The 22036-nt window shown below is 28.0% G+C and carries 21 protein-coding genes, 1 tRNA gene and 1 pseudogene; 19 read left to right on the top strand and 4 right to left on the bottom strand.

Annotated elements, in window-relative coordinates; all coding sequences use genetic code 11:
* Positions 1 to 21: 21 nt before the first annotated feature.
* A complete protein-coding gene (htpG, locus tag BM384_RS03625; protein WP_090011167.1) occupies positions 22 to 1884 on the top strand; it encodes a molecular chaperone HtpG in 1863 nt (620 codons plus the stop codon).
* 46 nt (positions 1885 to 1930) lie between these two features.
* Here the strand turns inward: htpG and BM384_RS03620 are convergent, their stop codons facing one another.
* From BM384_RS03620 to BM384_RS03610, 3 genes are all read right to left on the bottom strand, one after another.
* Positions 1931 to 3436, bottom strand: coding sequence for a methyl-accepting chemotaxis protein (locus BM384_RS03620; RefSeq protein WP_175537269.1), 1506 nt, complete (start codon positions 3434 to 3436; stop codon positions 1931 to 1933).
* 240 nt (positions 3437 to 3676) lie between these two features.
* Positions 3677 to 3892 carry a hypothetical protein gene (locus tag BM384_RS03615; RefSeq protein ID WP_090011163.1) on the bottom strand — a complete coding sequence of 72 codons (216 nt, stop codon included), beginning with the start codon at positions 3890 to 3892 and terminating at the stop codon, positions 3677 to 3679.
* A gap of 27 nt (positions 3893 to 3919) precedes the next feature.
* Entirely contained in the window at positions 3920 to 5056 is a 1137-nt protein-coding gene (locus BM384_RS03610; protein WP_090011161.1) for a DEAD/DEAH box helicase, read from the bottom strand.
* 163 nt (positions 5057 to 5219) lie between these two features.
* Here BM384_RS03610 and BM384_RS03605 point away from each other — a divergent pair, with 163 nt between their 5' ends.
* From BM384_RS03605 to BM384_RS03530, 17 genes are all read left to right on the top strand, one after another.
* Positions 5220 to 5645, top strand: a complete 426-nt coding sequence (locus tag BM384_RS03605; protein WP_090011159.1) for a YaaR family protein — start codon at positions 5220 to 5222, stop codon at positions 5643 to 5645.
* 149 nt (positions 5646 to 5794) lie between these two features.
* On the top strand, positions 5795 to 6649 hold the full coding sequence (locus tag BM384_RS03600; protein WP_090011157.1) for an IS1/IS1595 family N-terminal zinc-binding domain-containing protein: 855 nt from the start codon (positions 5795 to 5797) through the stop codon (positions 6647 to 6649).
* 135 nt (positions 6650 to 6784) lie between these two features.
* Complete coding sequence (locus BM384_RS03595) at positions 6785 to 7762, top strand: ABC transporter substrate-binding protein (RefSeq protein ID WP_090011154.1); 978 nt, start codon at positions 6785 to 6787, stop codon at positions 7760 to 7762.
* On the top strand, positions 7737 to 8492 hold the full coding sequence (locus BM384_RS03590) for an ABC transporter permease (RefSeq protein ID WP_090011152.1): 756 nt from the start codon (positions 7737 to 7739) through the stop codon (positions 8490 to 8492). The genes BM384_RS03595 and BM384_RS03590 overlap by 26 nt, the downstream gene beginning before the upstream one ends.
* Positions 8489 to 9157, top strand: coding sequence for an ABC transporter ATP-binding protein (locus BM384_RS03585; protein ID WP_090011149.1), 669 nt, complete (start codon positions 8489 to 8491; stop codon positions 9155 to 9157). The genes BM384_RS03590 and BM384_RS03585 overlap by 4 nt, the downstream gene beginning before the upstream one ends.
* A gap of 15 nt (positions 9158 to 9172) precedes the next feature.
* Positions 9173 to 10879, top strand: coding sequence for an ABC transporter ATP-binding protein (locus BM384_RS03580; RefSeq protein ID WP_090011147.1), 1707 nt, complete (start codon positions 9173 to 9175; stop codon positions 10877 to 10879).
* A 232-nt stretch (positions 10880 to 11111) separates the two neighbouring features.
* A complete protein-coding gene (locus BM384_RS03575; protein WP_090011146.1) occupies positions 11112 to 11924 on the top strand; it encodes a flagellin N-terminal helical domain-containing protein in 813 nt (270 codons plus the stop codon).
* Positions 11925 to 12127: 203 nt separating this feature from the next.
* The gene (gene trxA / locus BM384_RS03570) at positions 12128 to 12442 is read left to right on the top strand and encodes a thioredoxin (protein ID WP_090011145.1); all 315 of its coding nucleotides are present in this window, start codon (positions 12128 to 12130) and stop codon (positions 12440 to 12442) included.
* Positions 12443 to 12606: 164 nt separating this feature from the next.
* Positions 12607 to 13602 (top strand): aromatic acid exporter family protein, encoded by a 996-nt coding sequence (locus tag BM384_RS03565; protein WP_090011144.1) that lies wholly within the window; start codon positions 12607 to 12609, stop codon positions 13600 to 13602.
* Positions 13603 to 13863: 261 nt separating this feature from the next.
* Positions 13864 to 14016 carry a hypothetical protein gene (locus tag BM384_RS17545; protein ID WP_175537268.1) on the top strand — a complete coding sequence of 51 codons (153 nt, stop codon included), beginning with the start codon at positions 13864 to 13866 and terminating at the stop codon, positions 14014 to 14016.
* Positions 14017 to 14134: 118 nt separating this feature from the next.
* Positions 14135 to 15061, top strand: a complete 927-nt coding sequence (locus tag BM384_RS03560; protein ID WP_175537267.1) for an alpha/beta hydrolase — start codon at positions 14135 to 14137, stop codon at positions 15059 to 15061.
* Positions 15062 to 15370: 309 nt separating this feature from the next.
* Complete coding sequence (locus tag BM384_RS03555; protein ID WP_090011140.1) at positions 15371 to 16135, top strand: hypothetical protein; 765 nt, start codon at positions 15371 to 15373, stop codon at positions 16133 to 16135.
* A 16-nt stretch (positions 16136 to 16151) separates the two neighbouring features.
* The gene (locus tag BM384_RS03550) at positions 16152 to 16706 is read left to right on the top strand and encodes a signal peptidase I (protein WP_090011138.1); all 555 of its coding nucleotides are present in this window, start codon (positions 16152 to 16154) and stop codon (positions 16704 to 16706) included.
* 14 nt (positions 16707 to 16720) lie between these two features.
* Positions 16721 to 17467: a BsaA family SipW-dependent biofilm matrix protein gene (locus tag BM384_RS03545; RefSeq protein ID WP_090011136.1), complete on the top strand. Its 747-nt coding sequence runs from the start codon at positions 16721 to 16723 to the stop codon at positions 17465 to 17467.
* A gap of 38 nt (positions 17468 to 17505) precedes the next feature.
* Positions 17506 to 18495 (top strand): hypothetical protein, encoded by a 990-nt coding sequence (locus BM384_RS03540; RefSeq protein ID WP_139232037.1) that lies wholly within the window; start codon positions 17506 to 17508, stop codon positions 18493 to 18495.
* Positions 18496 to 18498: 3 nt separating this feature from the next.
* Positions 18499 to 20529: a vWA domain-containing protein gene (locus BM384_RS03535; RefSeq protein WP_090011132.1), complete on the top strand. Its 2031-nt coding sequence runs from the start codon at positions 18499 to 18501 to the stop codon at positions 20527 to 20529.
* Positions 20530 to 20760: 231 nt separating this feature from the next.
* Positions 20761 to 20835: transfer RNA gene (locus tag BM384_RS03530), tRNA-Glu, on the top strand.
* Between the two features lie 94 nt (positions 20836 to 20929).
* Here BM384_RS03530 and BM384_RS03525 read toward each other — a convergent pair.
* Entirely contained in the window at positions 20930 to 21703 is a 774-nt protein-coding gene (locus tag BM384_RS03525) for a tyrosine-type recombinase/integrase (RefSeq protein ID WP_207650695.1), read from the bottom strand.
* A 47-nt stretch (positions 21704 to 21750) separates the two neighbouring features.
* Here BM384_RS03525 and BM384_RS03520 point away from each other — a divergent pair.
* Positions 21751 to 22036, top strand: a pseudogene (locus BM384_RS03520) (transposase); the annotation flags it as partial.

Raw genomic sequence — 22036 nt, 5'->3', positions numbered from 1 at the left:
ATCCTTGAGGGAGTGATTTATATGAGTAATAAAAAAGGAAGTATTTCAATAGATACTGAAAATATTTTTCCTATAATAAAGAAATGGCTTTATTCTGATAAGGACATATTTATAAGAGAATTAATAAGTAATGGTTCAGATGCAGTAAGTAAGTATAAAAGACTTATTTTAATGGGGGAAGCTTTAGAAGAGCCTGATGAATCCTTTAAAATCCTTGTTTCTGTAAGCAAAGAAAAAGGAACCCTTAAGTTTGAAGATAATGGTTTAGGTATGACTGAAGAAGAAGTAGAGAAGTATATAACTCAAATAGCTTTTTCAGGAGCAAAGGATTTTGTAGAGCAGTACAAAGATAAAATAGGAGATTCAAATGATATTATAGGTCATTTTGGATTAGGTTTTTATTCAGCATTTATGGCTGCAGACAGAGTGCAGATAGATACTCTTTCTTATAAAAAGGATGCAAAAGCTGTAAGATGGATTTCTGATGGTGGTACTGAATATGAAGTAGAAGAATCTAATAAGGAAACAAGAGGTACAATAATAACTCTTACTCTTAATGAAGACTCGAAGGAATTCCTTGAAGAGTACAAGGTAAGAGAAATAATAAATAAGTACTGTGCATTTATGCCAACTGAAATTTTTGTTATAAATGAATGTGAAGAAAATAAAGAGGATGAAAAAGAAGAGCCAAAAGCATTAAATGATATTGCACCATTATGGTTAAAGAAGCCAAGTGAATGTACAGAAGAGGAATATAAGGAATTCTATAAAAAGGTATTCCATGACTTTGAAGATCCATTATTTTGGATTCACTTAAATGTTGACTATCCATTTAACTTAAAAGGTATTCTCTACTTCCCTAAGTTAAAAAATGAATTTGAATTAGTTGAAGGACAGGTTAAATTATTTAATAATCAAGTTTTCGTGGCAGATAATATTAAAGAAGTAATTCCAGAATTTTTATTATTATTAAAGGGTGCTATTGATTGTCCTGATTTACCTTTAAATGTCTCAAGAAGTTTCCTTCAAAATGATAGACAGGTAAATAAAATTTCAAAACATATAGTTAAGAAGGTTTCAGACAAATTAAATTCAATATTTACTAATGATAGAGAAAAATATAATGAGTTCTGGGATGATATTCAAATCTTTATTAAGTATGGATGTATTAAAGATGAGGGCTTCTATGAAAAAATTAAGGATTCAATTATTTATAAAACAATAAATGATAAGTATGTAACTTTAAATGAATACTTAGAAGCTGCTAAGGAAAAGCATGAAAATAAGGTATTCTATGTAAGTGATTTAGAAAAGCAGAGTCAGTATATTAAGTTATTTAAGGAATATGGTTTAGATGCAGTTATCTTAACAACTACAATAGATAATAATTTTATATCATTTATTGAATATAAGGATACTAAGCTTAAATTTAATAGAATAGATTCAGATCTTTCAGATGTTTTAAAAGATGAATCAGAAGTTGTTATTTCAGAAGATGAGAAAAATAAGATAATTGATATATTTAAGAATGTATATGGAGATAAAATGAAAGAATACTCTGTAGAAAGTCTTAAAAATGAAGAAACACCAGTTATGATACTTGTTTCTGAATATTCAAGGAGAATGGCTGAAATGCAAAAACAATTTGGTGGAAATATGGGAGGCATGAGTTTCCCAGAAGAAAGAACTTTAGTAATTAATGAAAAGAACCCTATTATTAAAAAGTTAATTGACTTAAGTAGTAATGAAGATTCTAAGGAAAAGGTTCAGAAAATATGCCGTCAGTTAGTTGACTTAGCTTTAATAGGAACTAAGTCTTTAAATGGTGATGAACTTAGTGAGTTTATTAAGAGAAGTAATGAACTAGTTATGGAATTTCTTTAAGAATAAAAGGTGCACTTTAAATTTAGTGCACCTTTTTAAATATATTCTAATGTAATAACTTATTAAGAGTATTACATTCATTATCTACTTCATTTGCTGAATTTAATATGCAATTAATTTGAGTTTCAGAATTTCTTTGAGATATAAGAATTTCATTAGTTTTAGAAATTTGTTCCTCTGTAATTGCTGAAATACTAAGTATGTTATCTGTTATATTTTCAAATAATCTGTTTATGTCTTCAATATTTTTTACTTCATTATTAATATTAGAATTCATAGTATTATACTGCATACTAATTTCATTAAAACTATCAATAGATTCTTTTAATATTTCTTCACCCTTTTTAGCAGCAGTTTGTCCATCCTCTGCCTGCAGGGCAACTTGATTTGTTTTTGCTACTATTTCATTTAAGTGTGCTTCTATATTATTTGCAAGTTCATTAGACTCATAGGCAAGTTTTGAAACTTCAGAAGCAACTACAGCAAAACCTTTCCCTTGTTCACCAGCTCTTGCAGCTTCTATACTTGCATTTAATGATAGTAAGTTTATTTGTTCAGAAATTGTTTTAATTCCTTGCAGAACATAAATTATATCATCCATAGTTGATTTTAATTCATAAGCAGTAGAAGAAGTATTAGAAATAGCTTCTCTTATTACTTTCATTTGGTTAAAGGTGTTATCTATACGATTAACATTTTCTTTTGTAGATGCATTCATTATATCTGATAAATTTTTAAGCTCAAATGAACTATTTAAGGTATTTGAAGCTTTCTTAGAAGCATTTTCTATCATATTTACTATAGAGTCTATATTTTCACCTTGAGATTCAATACTTTGATTAATTTCATTAATAGATTCAGTAATAATATTAGCTTCCTTTTTTGTTTCATTAATAGAATCATTAAGGTTTTTCATAGAATCTGTTAGGGCTTTACTTGTTGAATCAACAGTATCTAAAGTAGATTTAATTTTATTATTTGAAGTTTCAACAGATTCTAAATTAGCAATACTTTTTCTTGTTATAAGATTTCCCCAGTTAGCAGAACATGTAAGGATTACCATGATAATTACTTGAAGAAATTCAAAAGTAAAAAATGTTCCAGTATCAAGAGTAGGTCCTAAGATTCCATATGGAAGAATTAATTGTAATATTATTGTACTTATAAAAGCAATTATATTAATTGTTACTAAAACTTTTGTATTAAAGTATAAAGATGCTGTTAAACTGCATATTGATAAAAGTATTATAGCTTGAGTACATCCACCAATTAAATAAATATAAAAAATAGATCCTGTTAAAATTACAAGGGGTACAGTATAAGAGCATATAATTGGATTGTTACTATTTTTTTTAATCAATATGTATGCTAATACTATAGCTGGTATACCTAAGGATGCTATTGTAAGTGAATCTTTTGGAGAATATGCCAAAAGGGTATTAATACAATAGAATATAGTAGCAAATAGCATCATCAAAAGATTAGCTCTATTTGCCTTTTCAATAATGGACAATGATTCATTATTTTTTGAATTTTTAAAGATTTTTATCATACGTTTGCCTACCAATGCAAAGTATGTTTGTATAAAAAAGTGACAAGAAAGACAGGATAGTTTTATATTTGAGAGCATTTAAAAGTTATTTTGGGTTAATTAAGTCTGATAGTAGTATAATGGTATTATAAAAGATTATTAGTAGTTTGACAATAAAAAATTATCATTTCAAATCATATAGTTAAGAGAATATTATAAAGTGAAAAACAGGACTTATTTAAAAGCCCTGTTTTTAAGAAATTATTTTTTCTTTTTAGTATCTTTATTATCTTCTCTTTCACTAAAGAAATGAAATGTAGTTGAAAGAAAAAAAGTAATAAAAGCATATGGAAAATAATTCACCCCTGAAAAAATAGACGCAGCTATTAATATAATAGTAGAAAGATTAAAAATAACTCCTACAAGATTAAATAGATCCCTTTCAGTAACTGTTGTATTCCCTAACTTAATTTTCATTTGTAATATCTCCCCTTAAAAAGTTAATTATATTAATTGTCCATAAGATAACTTTTTCTTAGTAATTTTAATACCAAATTCTCTTTCGTAAATTCTAATAGCTGCTTTTTCTTTGCTAGAAACAAGTGAAATAGTACATCCACTATTATTCCCTCTAGCAGTTCTTCCTGCTCTATGAAGGTATTCATTAGATGTTTTTGGAAAATCTAAGTTTATAACATGAGTAATGTTATCTATATCAAGTCCTCTTGCAGATATATCTGAAGAAACTAAAATGTTGATTTTCCCTCTTCTAAATGATTCAATAGCATTTTGTCTTTGTTCCTTTGATATTCCTTTATGTATAGCAAAACATGATTTGTTATGGAAATTTAATTTATCCTTTATCATATTAATTTCATAACCCTTATTTACAAAAACTAATGCTTTCGTTGGGTTTGTAGCAGCTATAAGTTTTCTAAGAGTTTCAAATTTATCTCTTGGATCAACTTCTATGTATAAATGTTCAATATTTGGATTTAATGCCTGCTTTTCATCATTCTTTAAAATAACAGGATCTTTCATAAGTTCCTTTGCAGTACTTAAAGTTTTGCTATTAATAGTAGCTGAAAATACCATAAGCTGTCTGTCTCTCATAGTTGTTTTTATAACATCCTTAACCATGGCAGAACTTGTGTTGTCTAGTAAGTTGTCAGCTTCATCAATAACAATAGTCTTTATAGTATGAGCAGTAATTTTTTTCTTCTTTTTTATAAGATCAAGAACTCTTCCTGTAGATCCTACTATAATATGAGGCTTTACTTCCTTCAATTTTTTTATTTGTTTATCAATATTAACATCACCAATTATACCTAGTGATGTAACAGGCATTTCAGAATTTTTTGCTAAAAGCTTAATTTGATCTTCAATTTGCATTACTAGCTCATGAGTAGGTGCAAGAATAAGTGCTTGCATTTCTCTTTTTGAAGTATCGATTTTTTGGAATATTGGAAGTAAGAATGCAAGGGTTTTACCACTTCCAGTACAAGATTCTCCAATAATATCTTGGCTTTTAATAGACTCAGGTATTACAAGTTCTTGAATTTTTGTAGGCTCTGTGATATTCTGTTTTTCAAGACCTAATATAAGCTGATTGCTTAAACCTAATTCATTAAATGATTTCATATGTATCTCCTTTGTAAATGTTTTAAAATTTGTATATAGTATAATTGTAACATAATAATTTAGTAATTGAAATTATAGTATTTAGAATAGGTAGAAATATAAATTTATAATGGAAGGGTAGGTAGGTTTTTTGCTATAATTATTTCATGAAAGGAAGGATATTATGGAGATAGGGAGAGTTTCTAGAACAACAATTACCTCTGGTGAAGAAAAGAAGGTTGTAACTGGAAGAAAGAGTTTTTCTCAAAGTTTTGGAAGAGAAAAAGAAAAGAGATCACAAGAGCAGTTGAAAAAAATGTGCGATGATATAAAGAAAAGAGGTAATAGATTAGCCTTAACTAAGACTTATGCTGATGTGAGAATGTATAAAAAAATGATTAAAGAATATCTTGAATCAGTACTTCAATATATGTATGATACAAAGAAGGATATTAGTTTTTGGCAAACTCAATATTTTGTGACTGTTGATACAGTTGATGCAAAGTTAGAAGAGCTTACTGAAGCCCTTTTAGGGGAGGAAAAAGAAAATATAGATGTAGCATCTACTATTGATGAAATTCAAGGGTTAATAGTTGATATATATAGATAGAAAACAGATGAGTCAATCATCTGTTTTTTTTTGAGAAAATTCATGCATTACTGTTTTAAATAAATGTTGGTGATTATAGGTGATTAAATATTTTGAAATTGGTCAAAAATTTAGCAGAGGTGATATTATTGGTATTTAGGTATAATAGGATGTTAAATTTTTGCGAAGAATCAAATGAATTTTTTAAGATATTACTATATGAAAGAAGAAGAAAGTTAATTAAGGAATGTCCACATTGCAAAAGCACACAGTTTATAAAGTATGGAAATTATAAAGGAATACAAAGATATAAGTGTAAATGCTGCAAAAGAACATTTTCTTTAACAACTAATTCAGTATGGTACTATTCAAAAAAGAAAGTTGATGCATGGACTAATTTTATAGCAACTATGATGGAAAAAGTAAGTCTAAGAGTAGCTGCGAGAAGATTAAAAATAAATTTAGCAACTGCATTCTTTTGGAGACATAAAATTATGGATGCTATTTGCAAAGAAAATGAAGTTTTTAAGTTAGAGAAAAATGTACATATATTATGCAACAGAGTTATGGAAAATCATAAGGGCTCAAGGCATATAGAAAAAAACAATGCAAAATATATATGGGTAGTAACAGCAAAGGCAGGAAATGATCAAATAATATCAGAACCAATATCAAAGGGATTATGGAGCTATGAAGCTTTTAATAAAATAATATATAGCAAGATAAGTGAAGAAGCAGTTATAAAAGGTTATCAAAATAGATATGTTGATGGAGTGGCAAAATGGCATAATAAGAAATTTAAAAAGAAAGAAGAATTAGAAAGGGATGAAAGCGTTGAAAAGTATAGAGGGATGTACTGTAGATGGTTTTCTTCCTTTAGAGGTATAGCTACTAAATATTTAAAGGAGTACCTAAACTGGTTTATGATGTTTTATAGAGAAAGAAAGTACTATTATCTTGGATATTCTAGAGAAGTGATTAAAGTAATGAAGTATATAAAAATTTGTGATATAGGAATAGAATAAAAGTATTTGATAATTCAACAACATTTATTTAAAACAGTCATCCATGGTGAAGCATGAGTAGTTAATTGGATAAAGTGACAGATGAGTGGTTTTGTAGTAATATGGTTTTGAGATTAGAAATAGGAGGAATAATTAATGAAAAAAATATTATCATTAATTCTACTTTCAGTATCTACATTAACAATTTTAACTGGTTGTTCAATTAACAATAATAAAGTAGAAACAAAGAATATAAATGTTGTAATTCCTGATGGTATAACAGCAATAGCATCAGCAAAATTAATTGAAGAAGATAAAGAAATTCTAAAAGGATATGATGTAGATTATTCTATAGAATCATCACCTGAAAACATAGTTTCTTCAGTATTAAAAAAAGAAGCAGATATAGCTATAGTACCATCTAATGTAGCAGCAACTCAGTACAATAAAGATGCAGGATATGTAATAGCTGGAACTATTGGATGGGGATCATTTTACTTAGTTTCAACTGATGGAGAAAAGGATATTAATAAGCTTTTAAATAAGGAAGTTTATAATATTGGAAAGGGGCTCACACCTGATTTAACAGTAAGGTCTTTATTAAAAGATAATAATATTGATGCAGATAAAGATGTTAATTTTTCATATGTTAATGGGGTTACAGAACTTGCACCTCTTGTGCTTTCAGGAAAAGTCAAATATGCAGTTATGCCAGAACCAGCAATTTCTCAAGTTATGAAGAAAAATAATAATGTAGCCATAATTTCTGATTTAAATGAAGAGTGGAAAAAGACAAATGATTCAGAATATGGATATCCACAGTCTACTTTAATTATAAAAAAAGAATTAGTAGAAGAGGATAAAGAATTTGTAAATAAATTTATTGAAGATATGGAAGAAAGCTGTGAGTTTGCGGCAAGTAAGAATGAAAAGTTACCTGACTATTCTGAAGAAATAGGAGTTAGTACAGATAAAGCAGTAGTCTTAGAAGCTATGGATAGAGCCAATATAAGATATACTCCAATTAAAGATTGTTATAAAGAGTATGAAATATACTTTAATAAATTAGATGAATTAGATCCTAAGACAATAGGAGGAAAGGTCCCAGATGAGGGAATATTCATGGAAAAATAAAAAGTGGGAGATTTTATCACTTATTTTTTTTCTTGCTATATGGCGAATTTTATCTATAAAAGTTAATAATGATATATATATACCTAAAATTGAAGAGGTAATTAAGTCAATATCTACAATAATAAAAGAAAAGAACTTTGGATTAAATTTTTCAAATAGTCTTATAAGAACTATTATAAGTTTTTTAACAGCATATATTTTAGCAGTTATTTTGGGTGTATTATCTTTAATATATCCTGTTTTTCAAATCTTGTTTAAGCCTGTAAATTCAATAGGAAAGACTATTCCTACTATGGTTTTAGTTCTTTTGGCACTTATTTGGTTTGATAAGGATAAAACACCCTTCATTGTAGGATTTGCTATTGTATTTCCTATACTTTATGAAGGAGCAATTAGTGCTGTAAGTAATGCGGATAAAGAGTTATTAGAAATGTGCAGTATATATAATGTAAGTAAAATTCAAAAAATAAAAAAGCTATACATTCCAATAATAAAATTTTATACTGCAGGTATTTTTGCATCTACTTTTTCCCTTGCTTTTAAAGTAGTAATAGCAGGAGAAGTGCATGGACAGCCAAAGTATGGTATAGGTTCTGCTATTCAGTTAGAAAAAATGAATTTTAATATTACTGGAATATTTGCATGGATAGTTATTATAGCTATAATGTCAATTTTTTTAGATATGTTAAATAAATTAATTTTAAGAAAAATAAATAGGTGGAAACAATGATAATAGAAATTAGTAATTTAAATAAAAGTTTTAAAGAAAAACAAGTTTTTGATAATTTTTCTATTACCTTAGATGATACAAAAATAAACTGTATAATAGGAGCTTCAGGAGGCGGGAAAAGTACCCTTTTAAATATTATTGCAGGACTTTTAAAGGAAGACTCAGGAGAAATAAAAGGAGCCTGTAAATCAGAAATAAGTTATATATTCCAAGAGGATAGGCTTGTACCCTGGCTTACTATAAGAGAAAATATTGAACTTTTTATATTTAATTATTATGAGAAGGCTAAAGCTTATGAGATAATGGAGAGAATGTTTAAACTTCTTAATCTTGAAAATATTATAGATAAATACCCAAAAAACTTAAGTGGAGGTATGAAACAGAGAATAAATATTGCAAGAGCTCTAATTAAGCCTTCAAAGATTATCCTTATGGATGAGCCTTTTAAATCACTTGATTACAAAACTAAGTATACAATAATGAAAGAACTTAAGGGTATTTTAAAAAAAGAAAATAGAATGGTTATTTTTGTGACTCATGATGTTGATGAGGCAATTTTTATGGAGGGAAGAATTTTCGTTTTAGGGGGAAGTCCTTTTTCTGTGAAAGGAATTTTTGAAGAGAATTTGGAAGAAAACAAAGAAAAAATTATAGAGATTATATAAATAAAGGAGAATATAGTGTTTAAGAAATTTTTGGAGTTTTATAAACCGTACAAAAAGTTATTTATACTAGACATGATAGCATCATTAATTGCAGCAGCTTGCGACCTTGTATATCCAATGATGACAAGAGAACTTGTTAATAACTCAATACCAGAAAGAAATATAAGAATGTTAGGAGTTTTTGCAGTAACACTGATGATTCTATTTTTAATTAAGGCAGTATGCGGATACTTTATGCAGTATTGGGGGCATGTTGTAGGAGTAAGAATGCAGGGAGATATGAGAAGAAAAATTTTCAGCCATCTTCAAAAGCTTCCTAATACATATTTTGATAATAATAAAACTGGAGATATAATGTCTAGAATAATAAGCGATCTTATGGAAATTTCAGAGCTTGCTCATCATGGCCCAGAAGATTTGTTTATTTCAATAGTAATGCTTCTTGGATCTTTTATTGTACTTTGCAATATTAATATTACTTTAACACTTATTATATTTATTTTTGTACCTATAATAGTGATTTTTACAATGTTTCAAAGAAAGAGAATGAATGAGGCTTTCTTAAAAACAAGAATTGAAATAGGTGCAGTTAATGCAGATCTTGAAAATAGCATTTCAGGTGTTAGAATTTCAAAGGCCTTTGTTTCTCATAAATTTGAAGAGAAAAAATTTGAAGCAGGAAATAAAAACTTTATTAAGGCTAGAGAAAAAAGTTATAAGGTAATGGCTGAGTATTTTTTAGGAGCTAATTTTTCTATAGATATTTTAAATTATGTTGTTTTAATTGTAGGAGGTTTTTTTACATTTAAAGATATTATAAGTATAGGTGATTTTTTTGCATATGTTCTTTATATTAAGATATTTGTAGACCCTATAAAGAAACTTATAAACTTTATGGAACAGTTCCAAAGTGAAATGACTGGTTTTAAAAGATATGTAGAGATAATTGAAGAAGAACAGGAAAGAGAAAAGAAAAATGCTATAGAGCTAAAAGATGTTAAAGGAAATATAAGCTTTAAAAATGCAAGCTTTAGCTATGAAGATAAGGAGGTATTAAGGGACTTATCTTTAGATATTGAAGCAGGAAAAACTTTAGCTTTAGTTGGCCCTTCTGGAGGGGGAAAATCTACTTTCTGTAATCTGATTCCAAGATTTTATGATTTAGATAAAGGAGATATATTAATAGATAATACAAGCATTTATGATGTTACTATAGAATCCTTAAGAAAAAATATAGGTATAGTACAGCAGGAAGTTTTCTTATTTACAGGAACTATAAAGGATAATATTAAGTATGGAAAATTTGATGCTAGTGATGAAGAAATAATTGAAGCCTGTAAAAATGCTAATATACATGACTTTATAATGAGTTTGCCTGAAGGGTATGATACTTATATTGGAGAAAGAGGAGTTAAACTTTCAGGAGGACAGAAACAAAGAATTTCTATAGCTCGTGTATTTTTAAAGAATCCACCAATACTTATTTTAGATGAAGCAACATCAGCCCTTGATAATACAACAGAATATTATATTAAAAAGTCTTTAGATGAATTAAGTAAGAATAGGACAACTATAGTGGTTGCTCATAGATTATCTACTATAAAAAATGCTGATGAAATTATAGTTTTAGGTGAGAGAGGTATAGAAGAGAGAGGTACTCATGAAAAGTTAATGGAGTTAAAAGGTACTTATAGTAAATTAAATAGTTTTATTTATAATTAATATTCATGTAATTAATGAAATATCAAAAAGAGATATTGTATATTGAGATTTTAGAAATATATAATGTCTCTTTTTAATTAAATGGAAAAGTATAAAAAAAGTCTAAAGTAAAATCGAATAAAGTCGAAAATGCATTTGTAAGCTTACAAAAGCAAAATAAAAATGGAAATAAAAATACGAATGATAAGAATAGTAAGGATACTATTTCGGTTAAATCAAGGAGGAAATTATAATGGTAATTAATCACAATATGAGCGCAGCAAACGCGTTAAGAAACTCAGCAGCAAATCAAACAGCAGCAAGTAAATCAATGGAAAAATTAAGCTCAGGTTTAAGAATAAATAGAGCTGGAGATGATGCAGCAGGTCTTTCAATTTCAGAAAAGATGAGAGCTCAAATTAGAGGGTTAGAACAAGCTTCTACAAATGCACAAGATGGTATCTCAATGATTCAAACAGCAGAAGGTGCATTAAATGAAACTCACAACATTCTTCAAAGAATGAGAGAATTAGCAGTACAAGCTTCAAACGATACAAACGTTGCAGAAGATAGAAGTGCTATAAATACAGAAATGACTGCTTTAAAGAAGGAAATTGACAGAATTGCTAGTGATACAGAATTCAATACTCAAAACTTATTCTCAAATACTAGCACAGAAGTTACATTCCAAGTTGGAGCTAATAAGGGTCAATCAATTACAGTTAAATTTAGCCAAATGAATACATCAGGTTTATCAATAAATGATGTTAAAGTTGATAGTAATTCAACTGCAAATGCAGCTATTTCTTCAATAAATGATGCTATGAAGAAAGTTTCTACAGAAAGATCAAACTTAGGGGCAGTTCAAAACAGACTTGAATATACTATCTCTAACTTAAATAACTCAGCAGAAAACTTAACTTCAGCAGAATCAAGAATTAGAGACGTAAACATGGCTAAGGAAATGTCTACATTCTCTAAGAATAACATATTACAACAAGCTGCTCAAGCTATGTTATCTCAAGCTAACCAACAACCACAAAACGTTCTTCAATTATTAAGATAATTTTAGAATTAATGTGCAAAAGACAACTTCCAATTATTTGGGGGGTGTTTTTTGGCTAATAAAGTTACTTCCTAAGCTAAAAAGTGTGACACTAATCACTTTATTCGATAGTTTTACTATATGAGTGACTAATTGACAATAGATAATAGGAATTGTAAAATAAGAAAAAATAGTATTACTGTTGATTTTTAGGAGGAATAAAAATGTTAAAACATATAAATGAAAATGAATTTCAAAGTGAAGTATTAGATGCTTCAGGTGTAGTAGTTGTAGATTTCTATGCAGATTGGTGTGGACCTTGTAAAATGCTTGCACCTATATTAGAAGAATTACAAGAAGAATTAACTGATATTAAAATAGTTAAAGTAAATGTTGATGAAAATAATGCAATTGCTAATAAATATGGTATTGCTAGCATACCAACTATAAAGATTTTTAAAGCTGGAGAAGATAAAGAAACAAAGGTTGGTTTTATGCCAAAGGATATGTTAAAAGAAGCTATAGAAGAAGTTTTATAGAAATTTAAATAGATATAAAAAAATAAAGCAGATATGAGTTTGGTATTCATATCTGCTTTATTGTATGTAACTGTTTTAAATAAATGTTGGTGGAGATATATAAATTATATTCTTATTATTATATAATAGAAAGAAAACCAAAGAATCTTTAAGGGGAGATACCAATGAGAGAAGAATTGAAGCAGGCTATTAAGGTTTTTCATCTTAAAACTTTTAAAATGACAGTGTCAGCTACAATATCAATAATGATTGCTAATTATTTTGGATTAAAGTTTGGAGTAACAGCAGGTGTTATTTCTATATTAAGCATATTAAATACAAAAAAAGAATCTATTAGGGTTGGGGGCAGGAGACTTTTAGCATGTTTACTTGCAATAATTTTATCCTATGCTCTTTATCAGGCCTTTGGAAATAATACATTTATATTTGCATTATTTCTTCTTATATATATACCTATAACTATAAAGTTTAATATTCAAGAAGGGCTTGTACCAGGAGCAGTTTTATCTACTCACTTATTAACAAGTGCTAATATTAACGGAGAGTGGATAATAAATGAGATAGAACTTACTGTTATAGGAATAGGGGTTGCCATTTTATTTAATTTATATGCTCCATCTTTAGAAGAAAAATTTAAACGAAATAGAGAAATGATAGAATCACGTTATAGGGTGATTTTATCCCATATGGCTAAAACCTTAATGAATGATGGAATTTCTGCTTATGATGATGTTATAATGTCTAGAACAGATGAGCTTATAAAAGAAACTAGAAAAATAGCCTATGAGATATCAGACAATTCACTTTTTGAGGATAAAGAGTATTATACAGCCTATATAGAGATGAGAATTATGCAGATGGATACATTAAAAAGAATGAAAAAATACTTTTTTAGGTTTTATATGCATTATGAACAGACTAAAATATTAGCAGATTTTACAGAGGAAGTAGCAGTTAATATTCATGAAGATAATGATTGTGCTTTATTAATAGAAAAGATTAATAATTTAAAAAACAATTATAAGAAAATGGAGCTTCCAAAGACTCGTGAGGAATTTGAGAATAGAGCTTTGTTATTTCAATTTTTAAATGATCTTGAAGATTTTTTAATTATAAAACGAGATTATAAATTAATGATTGATGAAGAAAATAAAAAATAAACTTGCAAAAAGAAATTAGATAATAACGTTTAAGTACGTAATTATCTTATTTTTTAAAGAAAAATATTAAAATATGAATGAAAATGAATTTTAAAAAAAAGTTTCATTAAATATTTTGAAAATTTTAAAAGTTGTGATACAATATATTTATATTATTTTTTGGTGCTTTTGTTAATAAAAAATTAAGATTACTTTTTACTTGACAAGCATATAATAAATAGTATAATAAGATAAAATGAAAAAATGAAAGGGGAATTTTAAATGGCAGTTAGAGATTATAGAGAAATGTATATTTCAACAATTATGACTTTAGGAAGAGCTCATGGTATGGCAGACAATACACTTAAGAGATCTTATTTAGCTAAATTAAGCTTTGATGAATTAAAGGCATTAGCTTTGAAATTACAAGGTTAATTTCAGAAAGGGATAGTAATGGATTCTTCTAGTAATGAGTAAAAGAGAGTAGCATGATACTTTTTAGCTACTCTTTTTTTATGCTCATTTTTATAATATACAAATAAAGGATTTAGGGGTGATTTTTATAAAACTTATTTTTATATTAGTATTATTTATTATTCTTATATTAGCATTTTATATACATAAGGTTTCAGAAATTGCATTCCAAAAAGCTTTTTATGCTAAGAGAAAAGATAGAGAGTATGAAGTTAATAGGCTTAAGGACTGGGGATTATGGGATGAGGAGTACATAGATAGTTTAGACATAGAAGATGTTCAGATTCTATCTTCAGATAATTTGAAGTTAAAAGGACATTTAATAGAAAATCACAAGGAAAGTAATAGGTATGTTATTTTAGTTCATGGATATACTGCTCATTATTCACTACATATGCCTTTTATAAAGGTTTTTGATGATGAAGGGTTTAATGTTTTATTAGTAGAGGAAAGAGCTCATGGAGCTAGTGAAGGTGAATTTGCTACCTATGGGTATATGGAAAGCAAGGACTTAAATTTATGGATTGATTTTTTAGAAGAAAGAAGAAAAGAAGAATTATTTATAGGACTACATGGACAATCTATGGGGGCTGCATCTTCAGTAATATGTGGTGCCAATAATGAAAAAGTTAAATTCGTTGTAGAAGACTGTGGTTATTCTTCAGCTAAAGAGCAGTTTAAATATGAGTTTTCAAGAACGAAGTTTGCAAATTTTAAATTAGTATATTGGCTTTTAGACTTAAAATGCAATATTAGATGTGGATTTAAAGTTGAAATGGCAGATCCTAAAAGAGAAGTTTTGAAAAGTAGTGTACCTATATTTTTTGTCCATGGAAATATGGACAAGAAAGTTCCATGTGAAATGTGTGTAGATATGTTTGAATGCCGTAAAGGGCATAAAGATAAAATATTAATAGTTAATGGTGCAGACCATCTTCAAAGCTATATGAAGGAACCTTATAAGTATAAAAAAATGTTACATGAGTTTATAAGTGAAATAGAGTAAGTTATTTTAAGATATATAACTTTAATATGACTAGATATATATTTAGTTAAATTAAAAGTTATATATCTTTTTTTAAGTCTTTAAGATTTACAGAATTTAAATTACTGTATTGAATTTTTGGCGTAAAAATGGGCGGTAGATAAGTTAAAGTTTACATAAAAAAATATGGTTTAGTGTTAAATAAGGGAAGAATATGAAAAATAAAAAAAATTACTGTAATAAACCAAATACTCTCTCTATATATTTATAGAGAAATGAGGCAAAAAGTTTCCTTAAAAACAAACTGAAAAGAGGGGAGGTATAGGTAATGTGAAGAAGAAAAGATTAATAATGATGGTTATAGCTTTAGCTGCAGGTATTGGTATTGGGGCTATTTCTTATTCGTCATTAGGTACAGATACATTAGCATATATGTCTTCATCAGATGAAGAAGAAAATAAGTTTACTGATGGAAAAATAAAGGTAAATGTTAGAGAAAAGGTAGATGCTCAAAAGGATCTATGGGATTCCATAAGGGATAATAAGAATAACCTAAAAGAGATGCATCTTGATAATGAGGGGAGTACTGTTCATTCCCTTGTCAGAATAGCTATTATACCAAGGTGGGTAAGTAAAGAAGATGAAAGCATGGAGCTTCCTTGGGCGGGAAATGTAGATTGCATTCAATTAGAGTTTAAAGATAAAGATGGAAACACATTCTTAAAAACTCAGAATGATAAGCCTGAGGAAGAAAAATGGATAGCTGATGGTGAGTCTATAGAAACTTCTAAGTATTTTTACTATAACCAGGTACTCATCCCTGAAAGCGAAACAGAAGATAGAAATGCAACAAAAAGTTTATTAAATTCATTTAAATTAGATTTTTCTAATGTACAGGCAAATCTTACTGGGTCAGATAATAATGTAATAGATAAATATAAAAATTACAACTTAATTATAGATGTTAAAGCTGAAACAGTAGTGGTAAATGCAGAAGCTGTAAGTGCTGCATGGGGCATTGATATGTCAGAGAAAACAACAGATAAAATAGGCAGTATGCTTAAGGAATTATGTGAAATAGAAAGTGATAAATGAAAGCAGGCGGTATATTATGAAAGTTAAAAAAGCATTGAAGATTATTTCTAATATAATTTTCTATTTGCTTTTAGCATTTATGATTTATATAAGTTTTGTAGTGATAAATGCATCAAGAAAAGAAGAGCAACCAGAGGTTTTTGGATATAAATTTTATGTTGTTCTTACTGGAAGCATGCAGCCTGATATAAATCCAGGAGATTTAATAATCATTAAGACTATTAATTCTGAAGATATAAAAATAGGGGATGTTATCACATTTAAAAATGATATCACAAATTCAGTTACTACTCACCGTGTTAAGGATATATTAAATAATAATAATGAATTAAAATTCATAACACAAGGTGATGCAAACAATATAGAAGATAAAAATCCAGTAAATGATGAATTGGTTCAAGGAAGACTGGTGAAAACTGTTCCTAAAATGGGAAAAACAATGGATTATATGAAAAAAAATTTATTACCAATAATAATAGCAATTATAGCAGTATTTGCAATTATAGTTGCAATATTAATTTTAATTGACAAACTTAAGAAAAAGGGTGAAAGGGATATAAAAAATAGTTGAAGGGGTTTTTAAGTATGAAAAGAAAAAAAATAATAGCTTTAGCATCTTCAGCACTTGTTGCAGTTCTTTTAGTAGGAGGAACACTTGCTTATTTTAAGTCAACAGATCAAGAAGAAAATAAATTTGCTACTGTAGGAAAAAATGATCCTGATAATGGTTCAGATATTGATATCGTAGAATATTTCCCAGAGGCTAAAGAGGTAACACCTGGAACAGTTAGTACAAAAATGGTTCAGGTAAAGAATACAGATAACTATAATCAACTTATTAAGGTTAGATTTGAAGTGGCTTTTTTAGATGATAATAATGAAGTGACTGATGCTACTGAACAAAATGGAGTGACTTTAGATGATCTTAAAGCAAATTTAAATTTAGAGTTAACTAATTTATATAATGGAAATGAAGAAGAAAGTAAAGGTGGAAAATGGTTTGCAGATTGTACTGATTTAAATGATAATGCAGCTAAATTCAAGGCTAATTATTATTATTTAAATGCAGTTCCAGAAAATGGCTTCACTTCAAAAATATTAAATTCTGTAAAATTAGAAATGGGTGCAGGAAATGAGTATCAAGGCTTAAAATATGAAGTTAAAGTTATAGCAGATGGTATTCAAGCATCTAATCAAGCTTATAAAGAAGCTGGTTGGACAACAATAGATGAAAATAACAAAGACAAATTATATAGCTATCTAGAATATGCACAAGAAAGTCCTTATGGAGTAGAGAAGGAGGCTCTAATAGAGGATAAAAAAGATAATTAGTGAAGATAGAATTTATAAAGAATAGAGTGGGTGTATATATGAAAAAAATATTAGCTTTAATAATAGCTTTTATTATATTTCCAATATCTAATGCTTTAGCAGCTGATACAGCTAATACACCTAATACTGAAAATAGTACTACTGCCAGTTCAGATGAAAACGAGCATGAAGAAACTGATTCTTTAAGTAAAATGTATGATTCTTATAAAAGAATTGATGAAAAAGAGTGGACTGATAGTATGGGAAATAAAGAGTTAAAAGGTATGAATGATGAAGGCAATTTTAAACTAACAGGTTTAATGAATCAGTTATTCTTTAATGTTGAAAATATGGTTCCAGGTGATTCTGTTACTAAATATATGCGTTTAATAAATACTTCAAATAAAGATTATGATCTTTATTTTGAAGCCAAAAGAAAGGAAGAGTATATTCCCAAATTTGGAGAAGTTGACCTTTTTGATGTTTTAAATTTAAAAATAACCAAAACAGGTGAAAAGATAGAAGAGCCAGTTTATAATGGAAAGCTTTTTGATCAAAATAGTCAAAAAGAACGTATAAAGCTTGGAACTATAAAATCAAATCAAGAGCCAATTATTTTAACTGCTACAGTAAGTATGGATTTAAGTGCTGGTAATGAATATAAAAATAAAGCTACAATGGTAGATTGGATATTTGTTGCAGAGGGAGATGAAGAGGGAAAAGAGGAGGAAGAGAAAAAGGATGATGAAAAGTCAAATCCAACTTCTAATACAGATCCATCTCAAAATCCTGATGAAGATGGAAAAGAGCCTGGAAATTCAGGCTCTCAAAATCTATTGATTCCAGTTAATAATAAGACAATAGACAATATAGATACTTATGATCTTGCTGATTATAATGGTAAGGGGAATTATGTAAGTAGCTTAAGTAGTATAAGTAAGACTGGTGACAATAATTACATTACTATATATATTTTACTTGCTTGTGGAAGTTTATTTATTGGTTATGTACTATTTTCAAAAGGTAAAAAGAATAGGAAGGAGCAATAATATATGAAGAAAAGAAGTATAAAATTTACTAAACAAAAGATTAAGCTCCTTGCTTTATTTGTGTCAGTAGCACTTTTATTAGGAGTGCCAGTTAGTAGCTCAAAGGCAGATATAATTGATGGTAATGGAGGACAAGTTTCATCAGAAGTAAAAGTTGATAAAACAGCTAAATATAATGCTTATAAAAATACGGCTGATGTAACATTACAAGTAGATGGAAAGGCTTTTGAAAAAAAAGAAATTAAAGCAGATATAGTACTCTGTGTAGATACATCAGGAAGCATGAATAAAAAAATTGATGAAAAAACAAGGCTAGATTATACAAAAGAAGGTATAAAGAAATTTTGCAGTGAATTTAAAAAGATAAATAGTATAAATAATGATGATAGAGTAATGGTGTCATTATGCCAGTTTAATTATAATCCAATAAAGATGGCAGATAAGTCTGCAGATGAAAAAATTGGAGAGGATGAGTTTTACATTAATCTTGGAAGTATTGAAGATGCCAATGATTGTGGACAAAGTTTCTTTACAAGCAATATGGATGATATTATTGATACAAGAAATGAGATTAGTGTAAATGATGATATTAATAAAGATAAATTCATAGGTAAGTTAAGTACAAAAAGCTATGCTGGAACTAATACAGAGGCGGGAATAAGGAAGGCAGAAGAAATATTATCTAAAGGTAGGGAAGGAGCAGAAAAATATATAGTTTTATTTACAGATGGACTTCCAACAATATCTATAAACAATGCTTATGGAAATGGAGATAAATATAATCATGAAAATGAATCTTATGGTTTAGGAACATGGAAAGATAAAAAACATACTTCAGTTAAGATTTCAGGGTATAAAAGTGAATATTCCGATATACATTTTATTAATGCACAGGAAGCATATAATGAATTACTTGGAGGAATATCGGAAGTTGGAGGGATTGTAAAGGCTTCAACTAAACAATTTTCAAATATTTCCAAGTCTAAATATAGTAATGAAGAACTTAAATTTTATACTATTGCTGCAACAGCAGGTCTTAATGACGGAGAACGTACAAAGCTTAATAAGTTTTTAGGTAATTTAAATAATACCGGTGGATATATTGATGTAAATGATGATGAAAAACTTAAAGAAGTATTTGAGCAAATGGCAATGGATATAAATAGAGAAATTAGTTCAGATATTGCTAAGAGCCCAGTAATCTATGATATAATTCCAAAACAATTTGAAATGCCTACAAATGAAGATATAGCTGCTTTGAAAGAAAAATATAAAAATAGTATTGATGATATAATTATATCGCCTGAAGATAATAGAAAGATAGTATTTAAACTAAAGAATATAACAGAAGCTGGTTTCAAGGCTACTTATAGTTTAAAACCATCTAATTATTATTTCTACGGAGAAAATATTCCAACTAATGTGTCAGCAGTTTTAAATTATAAAGATCCAATTAATGATACTGAGTTAAATATTGATTTTCCTGTACCTAATGTGACTATTCCTCCAAAGACTGGAAAGGTGGAGGTTGAAAAGAAGATTGTTGATTCAAATGGTATCTGGATAGATTCAAATAGTGGAGATGAAACATTCCCTATTTTACTACAAGGAAATGATTTATCTCGTAAGAATAATAAATGTTCTTATAATTTTAATATGATTGCAGAACCTAAAGCAAACTCTGAAAGTAATACAAAATCAATGGAATTTATTATGAAGGATTATGATACAGATATTAATAATGCAGAAAGTTTCAGTGAAAATGCTCCTTATAATAAGATGGGATGGGTAGGAGTTGGAACATATGATGTATCAGAGATAGTTCCTATGAATTATACATTGCATAGCATAGAGGTATATTATTTAGATGATAATAAATCTGAAGTTTATAATGCTAGTGATGCAAATAAAAATATTACAATTGATGAGCAGCATAAAAATATTAAAATTGTAGTTAATAATGAAAAAGTAAATGATAACTATTGGTATGATAAAGAGCATGTAGATAATAATTATGATAGTTCAAAAAAATAAAATAGATAATGATTTAGCAGGTTAATTAAGTTAATATTAGAGAAAATACCTGGATTAATAAATTTAGGTATTTTCTTTAAATTTATACTTTTAGGTATAGAATTAGTAAGGATAAGTAAATGAATATAAGAATATTGAGGATAATTTATAAATATAATGAATTAGGAAGAAATGCTGCCTTAAATGAAGTTTATTAAATAAAGTTATTTGTGATATAATAAGTCTTGTTAAGGTCTCTTGGTCAAGTGGTCAAGACGTCACCCTCTCACGGTGAAATCAGGGGTTCGATTCCCCTAGGGACTACCATTAAATAAGAAAACAGCTTAAACAGTGGGTTTGAGGGCGTTTTTTAAAGAGCAAATATTAGTGTTTGCTCTTTTTTTTACCCCCCGTAGAAATACTATAGACTTAATATATCTATACTTTTTTCTTTATCTTTTTTCATTACATGCGTATAAATATCAGCAGTAGTGGAAATATTGGAGTGACCTAATAAATTAGATACTGTTTTTAATGGAACATTATTTTGGAATTGTATAGTTGCGTATGTATGCCTTAAACAATGAAATTTTCTATGTTCTATATTTAATCTTTTTAAAAAGTATATCCAACTCTTAGAGATATTACCCGACTCTATGAGTTCACCAGTAGCAGTTGTAAATATAAAGCTCTTATTCTCTAGGTTAAATTTCCCTTCATTCTCTTTTATTCTAATATTCCTTAATTTGATACATTGTTTTAATATTTGTTCCAAACTTGGGTAAAGAGGAATGGATCTTATACTACTTTTAGTTTTAGGCGTTTGAGATATAGTTATTTTTTTTCTTTTTCCGTTTTCGCCCAAACTAAAAGTTGTGCCTACAGTTCTATTTATATGAATTTCTTTTTTGTTAAAATCTATGTCACTTTCTTTTAATCCTAAAACTTCACCTTTTCTCATACCAGTAACAAGAGATATTACTGAAATGTATTTAATATTAGTTTCTTCTTTTGAATTCAAAATTTTCTTTATCTCTTCATCGCTAAATGGTTCTTTTGTTTTTTTATCTACTTCATGCTTTGGAATGGCAATCTTTTTATTATCACATGGATTAGAAGAAATATATTCATTTGCCATGCAATAATAGAAGAACTGTCTTAATAATATATTAATATTCTGATATGATACCTCCAAAGTAGAGTTTGGTTATTTACCATGTCTACTTTAGAGGTATCATATCAAATCAAATGGATACTTATTATTTCGATATAAACAGGTGTAGCATTTGTCCACAAAAAGAAGGATGTTATAAAGATGGAGCTAAAAGTAAGACTTATTCCGTTACTATAAAAAGCAATATCCATAAATCTCAAATAGAATTTCAGAAAACTGAATATTTTAAAGAAAAATCAAAGGAACGTTATAAAATAGAAGCAAAAAATAGTGAATTAAAGCATAGACATGGATATGATATAGCATCATCTTCAGGTCTAATTGCCATGAAAATGCAAGGTGCGTTAGCAATAT

It is taken from the genome of Clostridium sp. DSM 8431, from assembly GCF_900116755.1.
In the GTDB taxonomy this organism is placed as follows: domain Bacteria; phylum Bacillota; class Clostridia; order Clostridiales; family Clostridiaceae; genus Clostridium.
The sequence above is the reverse complement of the archived record's forward strand: the minus strand, read 5'-3'. Positions and strand labels throughout refer to the sequence as shown.